The organism is Dactylosporangium sp. CA-092794 (genome assembly GCF_050948465.1).
In the GTDB taxonomy this organism is placed as follows: domain Bacteria; phylum Actinomycetota; class Actinomycetes; order Mycobacteriales; family Micromonosporaceae; genus Dactylosporangium.
This window is the reverse complement of sequence record NZ_CP192044.1, coordinates 2,858,040-2,871,694: the sequence shown is the minus strand read 5'-3', so window position 1 is coordinate 2,871,694 and position 13,655 is coordinate 2,858,040. Positions and strand designations below refer to the sequence as shown.

Sequence of the window (13,655 nt, the reverse complement as noted above, 5' to 3'; positions counted from 1 at the left end):
ATCAGGCCTGGCCCACGAGCACGTCGCCGCGGACGGTGGCGGTGCCGGGGATCGGCTCGGCCGGGTCGTCGCCGCGGGCCAGGATGCGGTTGTCGCGGTCGACGAAGACGACCGACGGCCGGAGCCCGCGCGCCTCGGCGTCGGTGACGGTGGCGTACCCGATGATGATCACCAGGTCGCCGGGGCTGATCAGCCGCGCGGCGGCGCCGTTGATGCCGATGATCCCGGAGTCGCGCGGGCCCTCGATGACGTACGTGGACAGCCGCGCCCCGTTGTCGATGTCGACGATGTCCACCTTCTCGTGCGGCAGCAGCCCCGCCGCCTCGATGAGGTCGGCGCTGATGGTGACCGAACCGACGTAGTGGAGGTCGGCCTGTGTCACGGTCGCCCGGTGGATCTTCGACTTCAGCATTTCCCGGAACATGGGGGCGTCCCTTCTCGGTTTCGAACGTCGTGCCGCCGACGTTTCCAGCGGTCCGTGTAGGCCGGTGGGCAGCGCCGGTGTAGCGGATGTGTAGCCGCCGGCGGCCTGATCCGGGCACGGCGAAGGGTGGCCCGTCCGCGCGGACGGGCCACCGGTTCGGGGGGTGCGGCTAGCCGGCCAGGGCCAGGATCTGCCGCTCGGCGTCGCGCAGCTCGAGGCCCGGCTCGAGGCCGACCTCGCTCACCAGTGTGTTGCGGGCGGAGCGGTAGACGGCGAGCGCGTCAGCCTTGCGGCCCGCGCGCGACAGGGCCCGCATCAGCAGCAGGTACGGCCGCTCGTGCAGCGGAAAGTGGGCGGTGAGCACGGTCAGCTCGCCGATCGCCTCGCTCAGGTGCCCGGCGGCGAGGTCGGCCTCGGCGCTGAGCTCGCGGACGCTGGAGTGCAGCTCGTCCAGCCGCAGCCGCTCCGCCGCCGCCGACGGCCCGGTCGGCACGTCGGCGAAGGCCGATCCGCGCCACAGCCGCAGGGCCCGGCCGATGGTAGCGCGGGCCTCGGCGGGCCGGTCGCCCGACAGCTGGGCCCGGGCGTGGTGGGCCAGGTGCTCGAACTCGGCCGCGTCGAGGCTGGTGCGGCCGAGGGTCAGCATGTAGCCGGCCGCGTGCGTGCGCAGCTCGGCGCCGTCGCCGGCGCCGACCGGCAGCACCTTGCGCACCTGGGAGATGTACTGCCGGATCAGGTTGCACGCTGTCGGCGGTGGCCGCTCGCCCCACAGTTCGTCGATCAGGCGGTCGACCGTGACGACCTGGTTGGCGTTGATCAGCAGGACGGCGAGGAGGCCGCGAGGTTTCGCGGCGTTGATCCGGCGCTCGTCGCCGTCCTGCAGGGACAGCGGACCGAGGACGAGAAAGCGCACGACATTTGCTCCCTATCGCTGGCCGACATTGATGTCTGAGAGTGGCGATGCGCAGACTGTAAGCGCATACGCCATTGATCGAAAGTCGGCAATAGACCGCTCGGGCGTTTCATTACGAAAGGCGGACGGCGCCACTGTTACCAAAGTCGTAGTGCATGTCTCGTTGGTCGGAAGCGCGACCCGGCCGGCCCCGGCAGAATGAGTGCAATGACATCGACAACGACCGGATCGGAGCCGCTGCTCGCCCACCCCCGGCCGGAGTCTGTCGGCGCCGCAGCCGAGGAGTGAGGCCGTGACGTACCGCGGCATCGTGCTGCGGCTGCAGACCGCCCAGGCCGTGAACGGATTCGGCGACGGGCTGTGGTTCAGCATCTGGGCCATCTTCTTCACCCGCATCCAGGGCGTGCCGGCCGAGAGCATGGGTCTCGCGGTCGGCATCGGCGGCGCCGTCGGGCTGCTCGCCGCCACCCCGGCCGGGGTGCTCGCCGACCGGCGCGGCCCGCGCGAGGTCCTCGGCGTCGTCATCCTGCTGCGCGGCCTGGTCATGGGCATGTACCTGCTCGTCGGCGGGTTCTGGTCGCTGCTGATCGTGACGATCTGCTTCACCGCGGTGCAGAGCTCCGGTGCCGGCATCCGGGTCGCGCTCGTCTACGGGCTGGTGCCGGCCGAGCTGCGGATGGGGGTGCTGGCCCGGTCCCGCGTCGTGCAGCACATCGCCTACGCCCTCGGCGCCGGGGCGGGCGCGGTCGTGCTCAGCGTCGACGCCAAATGGATCTTCATGCTGGCGGTACTGGTGAATGCGGCCACCTTGCTCGTCACCGCGGCGATCACGGTCCAGGTGCCGCGCGTGCCGGCCGTGCCCGCCGAGCGTCGCCGCGGCACCACCCAGGCGGTGCGCGACATCCCCTACGTGACCATCATGATGTCCACCGCCGTACTCGCATTCTGCTGGTCGATCCTGTCCAGCGGGCTGCCGCTGTGGATCGTCGGGCACACCGCGGCCGGCACCTGGGCCGCCGCCCTCGCGGTCGCGCTCAGCTCGATCCTCATCGCGCTGTTCCAGGTCCAGGTGAGCAAGGACCAGGGCGACGTGGCCAAGGCGGTGCGCTCGGCCCGGCTCTCCGGCGCCGCCCTGGCCGCCTGCTGCGTCGTGTTCGCCCTCGCCGCCCGGCCCAGCTCGGCGCTGCTGGCCACCATCGTCATCGTGGCCGGCGTCTGCGTCCACGTCCTCGGTGAGCTGTACTACGTGGCCTCCCGCTGGGCGCTGTCGCTCGGCCTGATGGTGCGCGACGCCGAGGGCCAGTACCAGGGCGTACAGGCCAGCACCGAGGCGATTGCGGTCGCCGTCGGGCCGGCCGTGGTGACCTGGCTGGTGACCGGCCTCGCCTCGACCGGCTGGATCCTGCTGGGCGCGATCCTGGCCCTGTCCGTCTCCCCCACCGCCGCCCTCGCCCGCTGGGCGCTGCGCAGCCCGGACCGGGTCGCCGCGGCCGCACCGGCCGCCGTGCCGGCCCTGGCCGTCACCGCGTCCGTCGCGGACGACGCCGGCCACAAGGAGACCCCGTGAGCATCCACAGATCCGCTACGCGGTCGTCGCCTAAACCCCCGCTACACCTCCGCTGCACCACGCCTTGCCAGGGTGGCCGCATGAGGGCCACCGACCGGGTCGCGCCCGTTCTCGGCCCGTTCGTCATCGGCGTCTGAGGAGACCTCCATGACCACCACGTACCTGCTCGGCGCCGGCACCAGCGAGCGGCAGCGCCTGCTGGTCCAGGGCGAAATGTTCCGCCCTGAGGCGGAACGCCTGCTCGCCAACTGCACCCTGCCACCGGGCGGCCGCGCCCTGGACGTCGGCTGCGGCCCGCTGGGCGTGATGGACCTCCTGGCCGCGCGGGTCGGCCCCACCGGCACGGTCGTCGGCCTCGACAGCGAGACCCGCATGCTCGACCTGGCCGCCGAAACGGTGACCGAGCACGGTCTGCCGGGCGTCGAACTGCTGGCCGCCGACGCCGCCGCGACCGGCCTGCCGCGCAACTCCTTCGACCTGACCCACACCCGCCTGGTCCTGATGAACGTCCCCGACGCGGATGCGGTCCTGGACGAGATGGTCGCCCTGACCCGCCCCGGCGGCTATGTGGCCGTCCAGGACGTCGACTGGATCTCCCGCATCTGCGAGCCCGCCCACCCCGCCTGGGACCGGATCAAGTCCCTCATCGACCAGCTCTGGCGCGTCAACGGCATGGACGTACGGCTCGGCCGCAAGCTGGCGGGCATGCTACGGGCCCGCGGCCTGACCGACATCGGCGTCGATGCGGCGGCCCGCGTCTTCCAGGAGGGCGACCCGTACCGCATGCTCCTGGCCGACCGCGCCGACCTGTGCCGCCCGTCGCTCCTGGAGCGCGGCCTCATCAGCGCCGACGAGCTCGACACCCTCATCGCCGACCTGCGCGCCCACCTCAGCCGCCCGGACACGATCGTGCTGCACGCCACACTGTTCCAGGCGTGGGGCCGCGTGCCGGTCTGAGAGCATCGCCGGCCTGCTGACACCAGCAGCCCGGCCGGCGAAATAGAGGTTCGGCCGCGAAGGCTCATCGGCGATGATGAGCGCATGCGGACACGGGGGCCGGGACGCTATCTGGGGTGGCTGGCGTGGCGGCAGAAACGACGGATCGCGCTGGGCGCGCTGTGGAGTTCGCTGTGGATGATCAGCCTGGCGATCACGCCGTACCTCATTTCCCAGGCCATTGATCGGGGCCTGCGCCCGCGGCAGGCTGTTGCGCTGGTCGCCTGGGCCGGCGCGATCTTTGTGGTGGGCGTGGCGAACGCGGTGCTCGGCATCCTTCGGCACCGGACCATGACCAAGATCCGGTTGGACGGCGCGTTGCGCACGGCCGACGCGGTGATGGCCCACGGGGTGGAGCTGGGTGCTGCGCTTCCGCGCCGGATCACCGCGGGTGAGGTGGTCACCATCGGCATCGGGGATGTGTGGCTGGTCGCGCGGGCGCTTACCGTGACCGGGCCGGGAGTGGGCGCGGCCGTCGCCTACGCGGTCGTGATGACCCTGCTCGTGCGGGTGTCCGGGATGATCGCGTTGGTGGTGGCGGCCGGGGTGGCGGTGCTGGCGATGGTGCTCGGACCACTGCTGCGCCGGCTCAACACCGCCGGCGGCGAGTACCGGGAGCGGCAGGGTCAGCTGGCCGCGCGGCTGGTCGACGTGCTCGGCGGGCTGCGGATCCTCAACGGCCTCGGCGGCAAGGAAACCCACCTGCGTCGGTACACCGTTCAGTCGGACGGCGTCCGGGCCGAAGGCTACCGGATGGGCGGGGCGCTGAGCTGGATCAACGCTCTGGGCGACGGCCTGCCGACGATCTTTCTGGCCGGCGTGACGTGGCTGGCCGCCCGGCTGGCGGTCCGCGGCGATCTCACCGCCGGCGAACTGGTCGCGGTGTACGGGTATGTGGCGATCCTCGTCGTACCCACCTGGATGCTGATCTTCAGCGCCGGCGATGTCAGCCGCGGGGTGATCGCGGCCCGGCGGATCATCGCATTCCTGCGGTTGCCCGTCGAGGACCCGGGCAGCGGCGCGGCCCCGTGCGGCCCGGCGGTCCTGCGCGACCCGGAGTCCGGGGTGGTCGCCGAGCCGGGCCGGCTGACCATGCTGGCCTCGGCGCGCCCCGGCGATGCGGCCGTGATCATCGACCGGCTCGGCCGGTACGGGGAGACGACCGCTTCCTGGGGCTCGCACAGGATCGCCGAGGTTGCCAAACCGGCGGTACGCGAGCGAATTCTGGTGGCCGACCACGACGCGGACCTGTTCGCCGGGACGCTGCGGGATGTGGTCGCCGGCTGCACCGGGGCCGGCGACGACGCGGTCCGCCGGGCGATCAGATCCGCGGTGGCAACCGACATCGCCGGGCTCGACCACCGCATCGAACGAGACGGCCGAAACCTCTCCGGCGGCCAGCGGCAGCGGGTCCGGCTGGCCCGGGCATTGGCCGCCGACCCGGAGATGCTGCTCGCGGCCGAGCCGACCTCGGCGGTGGACGCGCACACCGAGGCGGCGATCGCCGAGCGGCTGGCCGCGGCCCGCACCGGGCAGGGCACCCTGCTGGCCACAACGTCGCCGGTGCTGCTCGACCGGGCCGATGTCGTGCTCTACCTCGTCGACGGCCGGGTCGCCGCCGCCGGAACGCACCGCGAGCTGCTGGAGCGCGAGCCCGGGTACCGCGACCTGGTGGGCCGGACATTCGCCGCGGCGCAGGAGGTGCTGTGAGCACCTCGACGATGCCGATCGCGGACGCCCGCCAGGTCGCCCGGGCAGCCGGCCGGCTGATCGCCGCCGACAAGCCGGCGGCTGCCGCCATACTCCTGCTCAACGTGCTGGCCGCGGTGGCCGCCTTGGGCGCACCGTACCTGCTGGGCCGGATCATCGACGCGGTCACCGGACCACGCGCCGCCGCCCGGATCGACCTGCTGGCCGGCGCCGTGCTGCTGTGCGCGTTGGCCCAGACGCTGCTCGCGCGGTGGGCGTTGCTGCTCGGGTACCGGTTCGGCGAGCGCACCGCGGCCCGCATCCGGATCGGCTTCCTGAGCCGCGCGCTGAGCCTGCCCGCCTCGGTGATCGAGCGGGTACCGTCCGGCGATCTGGCCGCCCGCGGCACGACCGACGTGGACGCGGTCGCCGGCACGCTCCGCGATGTGCTGCCAGGCGTGTTCGTGGCCGGCACGCAGGCGCTGTTCCTGGTCACGGCGGTGCTCGCGCTCGACCCGCTGCTTGGCGTGGCCGGCCTCCTCGGGCTGTCCGGCATCGTCGTCACCGGCCGCTGGTACCTGCGCCGGGCTCGCAGCGCGTACCTGGAGGAGGGTGCCGCGAACTCGGAGCTGGCGGAGGAGCTGGCGGCGACCACCGCCGGGGCGCGCACCATCGAGGCATTCCGGCTGCATCGATCGCGGCTGGCTGTGGGCCGGGCCGCGATCGCCCGGACCAAGCGCAGCCGGTTGGCCACCCTGCGGCTGAGATCGGTGTACTTCCCGCTGGCTGAGGCCTCGTACAACATCCCGGTCGTATTGGTGTTCCTGATCGGCGGCCTGCTCTACCGCGACGAGCGGATCACGCTCGGCACGGTCGTCGCGGCCGCCCTGTATCTGCGTCAGCTCATCGGACCGATGGACACCATCCTGATCTGGCTGGAGCAGTTGCAGAGCAGCGGCGCATCGTTCGCCCGGGTCGAAGGGCTGGCCACGGTACCGGCCGCGCCGGCGACGGCCACAGCCGTCCCGGAAGGCGACCGTATCGAGGTGAAAGGCGTCTGCTACGCGTACCCTGACGGCCCGGACGTGCTGCACGACGTGGATCTCACGGTTCAGCCCGGCGAACGGCTGGCGATCGTCGGGCTCTCCGGGGCCGGCAAGTCCACCCTGGGCCGCCTGCTGGCCGGCGTGGACCGTCCACACACCGGCGCGGTTACCGTCGGCGGCGTCGCGGTGGCCGAGCTGCCGCCGGACCTGCTGCGCCGGCAGGTGGTCCTGGTGACACAGGAACACCACGTCTTCCGCGAGACGGTCCGGGACAACCTGATCGTGCCGGCCCCGGACGACCGGCTCGCAGAGGCGCTCCGCACGGTCGGTGCGGATTGGGCCCAGGACCTGGACGCCGACCTCGGCGAGCACCCGCTGACCGGCGCCCAGGCACAGCAACTGGCGCTCGCCCGGGTGCTGCTGGCCGACCCGCACACGGTGATCCTCGACGAAGCGACCGCACTGCTGGACCCACGCGCGGCCCGTGTGGCGGAGCGGGCGCTGGCCGCGGTGCTGCACAACCGCACGGTGATCGCCATCGCCCACCGCCTGCAGACGGCCCACGACGCGGACCGGATCGCGGTCATGGACGCCGGCCGGATCATCGAGCTGGGCACCCACGACGACCTGATCACTCACGACGGCCCGTACGCCAAACTCTGGCGGCAGTGGCACGGCTGAGTCCTCGACATCTCCGTGCCGATGAGCGGTTGTCTGCTACGTGCCTTTTGCGCGCTCATCGTCGGCGGACATCCGGACGTCGCGAAAGTCCATGACCGCCTCCTGGGCGACGCGGATCAGCGCCGCAAGATTGCCGTGCGCCAGCAGCAGCATGTCATCGAGAACGAGCGCGGGTATCTCAAGCTCGCGCGGGCCGTAGCAGTCGTGCCACGCCATGTCGGTCAGGGCCAGCAGATCTAGCGCTGCCTCGACCTCCTGCGGATCGAACTGCCTCGCGATGCGAGGCCTCCGTTCCTTACGGCGCTGTTCGCTCCCTATCGCCATGCGACCTCCCGCAACCCCGCGATTGTCGACGACAGAGTCTCCCATGACCGCGTGCGTCCGATCAGTCGGCGGGACGGTCTGTGGCCGGGCGACGATTTTGGGATGTCGTGCGGGTCTACCTGCCGATACCAGCTGACTCGAAGGGATCACCGCGATGGCAAAGGTCATCTCCACGCTGTTCATCTCGGCCGACGGTGTGGCCGAGATCGACCCCGATTGGCACTTCCCGTACTTCGACGAGAGCATGGGCCGCGCCGTCGGCGAGGACTATGACACCGCTGACGTGCTGCTCATCGGCCGGGAGACCTACGACAGCTTCGCCGGGGCCTGGCCCGGCCGCGAGGCGGCGGGTGGGGATGACGCAGCGTTCGCCAAGCAACTCGGGGACGTGCGCAAGGTGGTCGTCTCGCGCCAGCCGCTGGAGTTCTCCTGGCGCAACTCCGAGCTGATCGAGGGCGATCTCCTCGATGCCGTCACCTCGCTCAAGGCCGATGCCGGCATCAGAGGCATCCTCATCCCCGGCTCGATCTCCGTGGTGCAGCAACTGCTCGCCGCGGGCCTGGTCGATGAGCTACGCCTGCTGGTACACCCGGTGGCGGCGCGTAAGGGCCGCAGGCTGTTCGACGACGGCGACACGCCGTACCACCTGAGAATGATCGCGACGGAGACGTTTCCGACGGGCGTGATTCGCGTGATCTACTCGCCGGCCGAAACACCGGCCAAGGTCGGCTACGACCAGGTCAAGGACCAGGTGCCCGGCGGGAAGGAGTAACCTTCCCGGGAGGATCGGACCGCACGGGTGCCGAGTGGGCGTTCAGCCCGGAATCCGCTCCGCGAGCCCTGCGCGGGATTGCGGCGCCGGGAAGGGAGCCGCGAAGTACTGGGTCTCGTGCGCGACCCGGCCGCCGGCGAACTTCATGATGCTCACCGAGTAGGTGGGCACGCCGTCGTAGGTGATGACGCATTCACTCACCCACAGGTCGCCTCCGCCGCGGATACGCAGCACGGCGAAGTGGCGTTCGGCGGGGTGGGCGCCGCGCTGAGCGGCGATCTTGGCGCGGCCACGGAACCGTTCGCCCGATTGCGGGTAGTCCAGGATCGCATCCTCGGCGTATATGGCGTGCTCCGCCTCGAGCCCGCCCGCCTCCGACGCCCGCCAGTGTTCCTCGATCGCGGCGCTGGTCCGTTGGTCGGCATTCAAGTGTCAGCCCTCCTGCTACTGGTCGCCTGCGGCGATATTCCCCCAGCCGGGCCGCTCAACCCGTGGTGTATGAGCTCGGCGTGTCCTCCTCGGGGCCGGCGCCGGTACGGCCGTGCCGCGCCGCGTGCGGTCCGGGGCGGCCCGCCGCAGCCGTGTTCCGCCCGCGCCCGGCGCGGGCGCTCGGGAACCGGCGCAGCGACCGGAAGTCTCCGTGATCATGCGCAACCCGGCATCGACACCGCGGTTTTTCATGATCGCGGAGCGCTGATGTACCCCCGTGTACCGGAAGTCTCCGGGATCATGGCAAACCCGGCGTGCCGTCACCGCGGGCAGCATGATCACGGAGACATACGTCCGGCCCGGCCGCGCGGATCGGAGGCCGCGCCCGGCGAGTGCGACATCCGCACCGTCCCGCCCCGACCGCGCTACATCGAGGGTCGGCGCCGATGACCGGCGCGCCCCCAGCGGGTGGCCACCGACGCCCGGCCTGCGGCGGCGGCCGCCACCAACCGGCACGATCAGGGCGCGCGGGCCTCAGACACCACGCCACCGGGCGTGACCACCGCTTGGCGGCGGTCGCAGCGCCGTCCACGCGTTCAGTGGGGAAACGCGCGTGGGATGCGTGCGGTGGGGAGTTCGTCCCGGAACGCCTGGATGCGCGTGATGACCTGTCGCCGGCCGATGGTGTTCTCGATGCGGTCGAGGTACAAGCATCGGACGGCGAGCTTGTCCAGGTCGACGGTGAAGTACATCGCCATCAGCGGGTTGACGAACAGGTCGCTGCCGCCGGTACGCCAGGTAAACCGGACAGCTCCGAACGCGCCGCTGGTGGCGGCGGCGATCTGTCCCTGGACGATGCTCGGCCGGTCCGGGGTGGCGGCCTGGGCGTCGGCGACCGCATCGCGGTACAGCGCCGCCTCCCGGCTGGATCCGGGGATGGACAGGGCGCCGAGGTAGCCGCCGTCGCGGTCGAGTGCGGCGAGGTTCTCCAGCACCTGGACGTGGTTGACGCCGTCGTAGGCGTCGATACCGAAGCCGAGACTGGTCACCAGCTTGACCGGCACGTCCAACGCGGCCACGGCGGCCAGGCTGGTGATGTCCTCCACCGGGGTACCGAGATCGCTTTCGTCGCCGCGCAGCAGGACGTCGGTGCCGCCGTCGACCAGCACGACCGCATCGATGTTCAGGTGTTCGACCAGGTACCGGTACGCCGCCCGTAACGGCTGGACGCCGAGCGGCGGAAAGGCATACACAGTCGGCGGCAGCTCGTGCGCCGCCAGCCACCGGGCAAGCGTCCGTTCCGGGAAGTACCAGTCCGGGCTGGCCGTGTCCGGCCGCACCGCCGCGACGTGTTCCGCCACCCATGCCTCCCGGTCGATCAATTCCAGCTGGGAGAAGGACAGGCTGGCCAGGTGCACCTGCACGCCGCGGCGCCAGAGCGCGAACGCCAACGGCAGGCCGGCGTACACGTCGAATCCCCCGCCCGCGCCGGCGATGAGGATGCTGCGGGCCGGCGCCAGCGCGGCGAACAGTGGCGGAACGTCCAACGAGAACGCACCGGGGTCGGGCGACAGTGCGGCATGGTTTGTCACCGCTCAATGATCGGCCACGCCAGCCGGGTTGGGCGGTCGTCGGCTGGGCTGTCCGTGTGCCGCACCGACCCGGCCCGCCTACGCTCTGCGATCGACGGGAGATGCGCCGGCTCGCGCACGGCGCGGATCGCGGCAGATCAGGTCACGAACTCATCGAGATGCGCGGCAATAGCATCGCGCTGCCACGCCAGGTGACGCAGTTGCGCCTCGAGCTCCTCGCGTCGCTGCGCGAAACTTTTCCGTAAATTGTCGCACATTTCAAACTCGGGACGATCCCCAAGGGCGCAGGGAAGGAGGGAGCGTGTCATTTCGGAATTGAAACCCATGCGCAGGAGCGCGACAATGTGCAGCACAATGGTCGGCGCGTCGTCGGCGTAGACGCGGTATCCGTTGCTCAGGCGCAGTGGAACCAACAGCCCTTGTTCCTCGTAGTAGCGCAGAGCACGCTTGCTCACGCCGGTCCTGCTGGCCAGTTCCCCGATCCTCACGGACAGCCTCCGGTCTTGACCTTCACGCTGACGTCACCCCATATGGTCGCATCATGATCTCGTCAACACCGGCAGCGGGTCCGAACCTTCCCCCGCGCAGGGTCTTCATCGTGCCCGGTTACCGCGCAACTCCCAGCGACCACTGGTTTCCCTGGCTGAACGAGGAACTGGCCGCCAGCGGCATCGACGTGACGACGGTCGCGCTTCCCGCCGCGGACTCTCCGGCCGTGCCCGCCTGGAGCCGAACCCTCGTGACGACGATCCCACACGTCGATCGTTCGACGTGGATCGTCGCGCACAGCCTCGGTGTCATCAGCGTGCTGCGCCGCTTGGCCGACCTGGCTGAACCATGGAGCCTGGGTGGCCTGATCACCGTGTCCGGCTTCACTGGCACACTGGACGCGCTGCCCGCACTCGACGCCTTTCTGTCCGAGGACGTTGACCTCACCGAAGTGACGCCGAGGATCTTGCAAAGTCATGCAATCTATTCCGACAACGACCCTCTCGTCCCATCCGAGGCTTCTGCCGCACTGGCCGCCCGGCTGGAATCGAAGGTTCACGTCATTCGCGGCGGCGGCCATTTTCTCAAAACCGATGGATTCACTACCATGCCCGCAATTCTGGCTATGCTGGGAATAGCGCCGTCTCCGGTAGCGTGACACGCCCCATCTCGGCAGACGCGGAGACTGCCAAGATGATCGGCCGCTACTCAGTGTCCGGGGCGGCCACGAAACGCACGGGTCAGGTGGCCTTGCGGGCCCGTCGGCGCAGTGCCCGCTGGGCGAGCGGGCCGAGGTCGTCGAGCATCTCGGTCAGCACGGCCAGGCGGTCGAGCGCGTCGAGCGCGGCAGTGGCGCCGGGCGGATCGACGCCCTCGTAGAGCTCCAGCCCGACGAACGCGGCCGACACGGCGCGGGCCAGGCCGGCCGGGTCGGCGAGGGCGGCCAGCGGGGAGTGGTCCAGCAGGCGGTGCAGCACCGACTCGATCTCGTCGGTCCACAGGGCGAGGGCCTCCCGGACCGGCGGCACGAGCCGCTCGTCGGTCTGGGCGCCGGCCAGCATCTGCGCCAGCACCGTGACGTTGCCCTGTTTGCGCTCCTCGGCGTGCAGTACCCGGCCCAGATCGAGCAGCTCACGCAGGGAGCCGACGGCGGCGAGCCGGTCGCGGTAGACCTGGACCCGCTCGGCGGTCGCGGTCCGGCACGCGGCGGCGAGGAGGGCATCGACGGTACCGAAATGGTAGAAAACCAGCGCCTGGTTGACTCCGGCGCAGGCGGCGACCGTGCGCGCGGACACGCCGGCGATCCCGTGCGTCCGGATCGCCTGCAGCGTGCCGTCGATGAGTCGTTCCTTGGTGTTCATCCATGGGCATTCTCCCGCAGCGGTCGCACCGCGGCGGGTACCGGGGCCGTCCCCGTGTCCACGTACTGGGTCGTGAACCGGCCCCGGTACCCGAAAACCGGACCGACGAAACGATTCGTCACCGTCACGTCGATCCGGAAGCAGCCCTCCGCGTCGTCCCACCATTCGTGCACCTCGGCCCGCCCCGAGAGCGCGGCGGGAAAGCGGCGGCGGCCGTACCGCTGCTCGCCGGTGCGTATCCACAGCCCGCCCCGGCGGTCGGCGCCGAGCGTCAGCGCGACCGCGAGGTGCTGGTGAGTGCCCAGGAAGTCGATGATGGTGTACTGCCGCGGGCTGTAGACCATCGTCGCGTCGAACCGGCGGCGCAGATCCGGCCGCATCTCGAAGGTGCGGACGAACGTCACGGTCTCCCGGCCGTGGCCGTCGCGGTAGGCGTAGTTCTCGATGGTGAACGGAATCCCACTGCCCTGCTCGGGGAAAAGGATGTGCCGCGCGGTACCCAGGTGCAGAAACGGCACGACGACGGCGCTTCCGTGCCAGATGTCGTCCATCACTCCGGTACCGACGCAGCCGACCCGGTCGGCGGCGCAGAACCCGAACCGCTCGCGCAGCCGCGGATGCAGGCGGCCGAAGTCGGCGCCCAGAGCCCGCTGGAAGATCGAGCTCATGACCGCGCCCCGCCTACCCCGCGAAACCGGCGGCGGCACCGGCGGGCCGCGGGGGTGCCCGGCAGCGGCGGCAGGAACACCACCAGCGCCAGGACGGACCACCCGGCCGCGACCCCGGCGACGGCGATGACCAGTCGCACGGCGGCCTCGGCGAGCGCCTGGTTGCCGCTGCGCTCGGGCGGGATGCCGCGCTCCAGCCATAGCCGCAGCCGGTCGAACGACCACGCCGTCGCCCAGCCGAACAGCGGCCGGAACGCGAGGTCGGCCACCGGACCCAGGCGCCCCCAGCCCGGCACGTAGTCGTAGCCGGTCAGGAAGCGGACCCCGTCCGGGGTCGGGACGTAGCGCCAGTAGCCGGCGCCCGAGCGGATCAGCGACAGCGGATGCGAGCAGGTGAACCGCAGCGCGGACGTGGCCCGGCCGTCAGGGCCGTGGCGCTCGCCGGCGGTGACCCCGACGCCCGCGACGGTCAGCCCGGGCAGCACCCGGGTCGCATAGCGGAACCGGCCGTCCGGCCCGTAGCGCTCGATCGTGCTGAACCGCAGGTCCCAGCGAACGTGCTGGGCCACGTCGCGGGTCAGGCGCCACACGTCCGTCAACGGCGCGGCGATCGACGTCTCGATGTAGAGCACTCTGCCATCCTTTTGAGCGACTGCTCAAAACTCTAGCGCCGTTTGAGCAGTCGCTCAACCCCTTGCCGCGGC

15 protein-coding genes are annotated in these 13,655 nt (G+C 71.1%); 6 read left to right on the top strand and 9 right to left on the bottom strand.

Annotated features, from left to right (window positions below; genetic code table 11):
• Position 1: 1 nt before the first annotated feature.
• Positions 2-424: an aspartate 1-decarboxylase gene (gene panD, locus ACQPXD_RS12575; RefSeq protein WP_432837902.1), complete on the bottom strand. Its 423-nt coding sequence runs from the start codon at positions 422-424 to the stop codon at positions 2-4.
• A 169-nt stretch (positions 425-593) separates the two neighbouring features.
• Positions 594-1,337, bottom strand: coding sequence for an AfsR/SARP family transcriptional regulator (locus ACQPXD_RS12570; RefSeq protein ID WP_432837900.1), 744 nt, complete (start codon positions 1,335-1,337; stop codon positions 594-596).
• A 292-nt stretch (positions 1,338-1,629) separates the two neighbouring features.
• Between ACQPXD_RS12570 and ACQPXD_RS12565 the strand changes: the two genes are divergently transcribed.
• The 4 genes from ACQPXD_RS12565 (at position 1,630) to ACQPXD_RS12550 (ending at position 7,316) form a co-directional block, all read left to right on the top strand.
• Positions 1,630-2,904, top strand: a complete 1,275-nt coding sequence (locus tag ACQPXD_RS12565) for an MFS transporter (protein WP_432837898.1) — start codon at positions 1,630-1,632, stop codon at positions 2,902-2,904.
• A gap of 147 nt (positions 2,905-3,051) precedes the next feature.
• Entirely contained in the window at positions 3,052-3,861 is an 810-nt protein-coding gene (locus ACQPXD_RS12560; protein WP_432837896.1) for a methyltransferase domain-containing protein, read from the top strand.
• Positions 3,862-3,945: 84 nt separating this feature from the next.
• Positions 3,946-5,610: an ABC transporter transmembrane domain-containing protein gene (locus tag ACQPXD_RS12555; protein ID WP_432837894.1), complete on the top strand. Its 1,665-nt coding sequence runs from the start codon at positions 3,946-3,948 to the stop codon at positions 5,608-5,610.
• 11 nt (positions 5,611-5,621) lie between these two features.
• Positions 5,622-7,316, top strand: a complete 1,695-nt coding sequence (locus ACQPXD_RS12550) for an ABC transporter ATP-binding protein (RefSeq protein WP_432843818.1) — start codon at positions 5,622-5,624, stop codon at positions 7,314-7,316.
• Between the two features lie 36 nt (positions 7,317-7,352).
• On the opposite strand, the gene ACQPXD_RS12545 is transcribed toward ACQPXD_RS12550, so the two are convergent.
• Complete coding sequence (locus tag ACQPXD_RS12545; RefSeq protein ID WP_432837892.1) at positions 7,353-7,823, bottom strand: hypothetical protein; 471 nt, start codon at positions 7,821-7,823, stop codon at positions 7,353-7,355.
• On the opposite strand from ACQPXD_RS12545, the gene ACQPXD_RS12540 reads away from it, so the two are divergent.
• Positions 7,795-8,412: a dihydrofolate reductase family protein gene (locus tag ACQPXD_RS12540; RefSeq protein ID WP_432837891.1), complete on the top strand. Its 618-nt coding sequence runs from the start codon at positions 7,795-7,797 to the stop codon at positions 8,410-8,412. The two genes, ACQPXD_RS12545 and ACQPXD_RS12540, sit on opposite strands and share 29 nt — an antisense overlap.
• A gap of 42 nt (positions 8,413-8,454) precedes the next feature.
• On the opposite strand, the gene ACQPXD_RS12535 is transcribed toward ACQPXD_RS12540, so the two are convergent.
• The 3 genes from ACQPXD_RS12535 to ACQPXD_RS12525 all read right to left on the bottom strand — a co-directional run bounded on the left by ACQPXD_RS12535 (position 8,455) and on the right by ACQPXD_RS12525 (position 10,921).
• Positions 8,455-8,841 (bottom strand): nuclear transport factor 2 family protein, encoded by a 387-nt coding sequence (locus ACQPXD_RS12535; protein ID WP_432837889.1) that lies wholly within the window; start codon positions 8,839-8,841, stop codon positions 8,455-8,457.
• A gap of 596 nt (positions 8,842-9,437) precedes the next feature.
• Entirely contained in the window at positions 9,438-10,433 is a 996-nt protein-coding gene (locus ACQPXD_RS12530) for a DUF1152 domain-containing protein (RefSeq protein WP_432837887.1), read from the bottom strand.
• A 137-nt stretch (positions 10,434-10,570) separates the two neighbouring features.
• Positions 10,571-10,921 carry a MerR family transcriptional regulator gene (locus ACQPXD_RS12525; protein ID WP_432837885.1) on the bottom strand — a complete coding sequence of 117 codons (351 nt, stop codon included), beginning with the start codon at positions 10,919-10,921 and terminating at the stop codon, positions 10,571-10,573.
• A gap of 53 nt (positions 10,922-10,974) precedes the next feature.
• Between ACQPXD_RS12525 and ACQPXD_RS12520 the strand changes: the two genes are divergently transcribed.
• Positions 10,975-11,580, top strand: coding sequence for an RBBP9/YdeN family alpha/beta hydrolase (locus ACQPXD_RS12520; RefSeq protein ID WP_432837883.1), 606 nt, complete (start codon positions 10,975-10,977; stop codon positions 11,578-11,580).
• A gap of 82 nt (positions 11,581-11,662) precedes the next feature.
• Here the strand turns inward: ACQPXD_RS12520 and ACQPXD_RS12515 are convergent, their stop codons facing one another.
• Genes ACQPXD_RS12515 through ACQPXD_RS12505 form a run of 3 tightly spaced genes read right to left on the bottom strand, consistent with a single transcriptional unit; the run spans position 11,663 to position 13,583 of the window.
• Positions 11,663-12,283 (bottom strand): TetR/AcrR family transcriptional regulator, encoded by a 621-nt coding sequence (locus tag ACQPXD_RS12515; protein ID WP_432837881.1) that lies wholly within the window; start codon positions 12,281-12,283, stop codon positions 11,663-11,665.
• The gene (locus ACQPXD_RS12510) at positions 12,280-12,951 is read right to left on the bottom strand and encodes a DUF4166 domain-containing protein (protein ID WP_432837879.1); all 672 of its coding nucleotides are present in this window, start codon (positions 12,949-12,951) and stop codon (positions 12,280-12,282) included. Before ACQPXD_RS12510 ends, ACQPXD_RS12515 begins: the two co-directional genes overlap by 4 nt.
• On the bottom strand, positions 12,948-13,583 hold the full coding sequence (locus tag ACQPXD_RS12505; protein WP_432837878.1) for a hypothetical protein: 636 nt from the start codon (positions 13,581-13,583) through the stop codon (positions 12,948-12,950). Before ACQPXD_RS12505 ends, ACQPXD_RS12510 begins: the two co-directional genes overlap by 4 nt.
• Positions 13,584-13,655: the final 72 nt, after the last annotated feature.